Consider the following 1,074-nt stretch of genomic DNA (forward strand, 5'->3'; position numbering starts at 1 on the left):
TGCGGGAGGCGGAGAGTTCGAGGGTGCCCAGGCGCAGGACGCTGAAGTGGTCGCCGACCATGTAGGCGTGGTGGGGGTTGTGGGTGATGAAGATGACGCCGAGGCCGCGGTCGCGGGCGGCGGCGATGTACTTCAGGACGACGCCGGACTGCTTGACGCCGAGGGCGGCGGTGGGCTCGTCGAGGATGAGGACGCGGGCGCCGAAGTGGACGGCGCGGGCGATGGCCACGCACTGGCGCTGGCCGCCGGAGAGGGTGCCGATGGGCTGTTCGAGGTCGTCGAGGACGATGCCCATGTTGCGCAGTTCCTCGTCGGCGGTCTTCTTCATCGTCTCGATGTCGAGGCGCCGCACGGGCCAGGGGCCCTTGGTGATCTCGGAGCCGAGGAAGAAGTTGCGCCACACCGGCATCAGGGGGACGGTGGCGAGGTCCTGGTAGACGGTGGCGATGCCGCGGTCGAGGGCCTCGCGCGGGCTGGTGAAGCGCACCGGTTCGCCGTCGACGAGGAACTCGCCCTCGGTGTGCTGGTGCAGACCCGAGATGATCTTGATGAGGGTGGACTTGCCGGCGCCGTTGTCGCCGAGCACGCAGGTGACCTCGCCGGGGCGGACGGTGAGGGTCACGCCGTGCAGGGCACGGATGTTTCCGTACGACTTGCCCGCGTTGCGCAGTTCGACCAGGGGGCGGTCGGCGTCGGCCGGGGGGGTGTCCGCGAGGACGGCACCGTGGGTACCGGTCTTGTCGTTCGTCATGGGGGTCACCTCCGGGTGGCCGTGCGCTGGACCCACAGATTGATCAGGACGGCGCCCAGGAGCATGACGCCGAGGAAGGCCTTGAACCAGTCGGGGTTCCAGCCGGCGTAGACGATGCCCTGCTGGACCATGCCGAACATGAAGGCGCCGAAGACCGGGCCGATCGCCGAACCGTAGCCGCCGGTGAGCAGACAGCCGCCGATGACGGCCGCGGCGATGTAGATCAGCTCCTGGCCGACCCCCTCGCCGGACTGCACCGTGTTGAAGGTGAACAGCTGGTGCATGCCGACGAACCAGGCGCCGAGACCGACCAGCATGAACAG

General features: G+C 68.9%; 2 protein-coding genes. Both read right to left on the minus strand.

The features are described from left to right. Positions 1 to 751 (minus strand): ATP-binding cassette domain-containing protein (locus ACGFQC_RS35775; protein WP_363093111.1); only part of this gene is annotated, 751 nt, incomplete at its 3' end. A gap of 5 nt (positions 752 to 756) precedes the next feature. Then, positions 757 to 1,074 (minus strand): ABC transporter permease (locus ACGFQC_RS35780; RefSeq protein ID WP_393289103.1); only part of this gene is annotated, 318 nt, incomplete at its 5' end.

It is taken from the genome of Streptomyces sp. NPDC048734 (genome assembly GCF_043198675.1).
Taxonomy (GTDB): Bacteria; Actinomycetota; Actinomycetes; order Streptomycetales; family Streptomycetaceae; genus Streptomyces.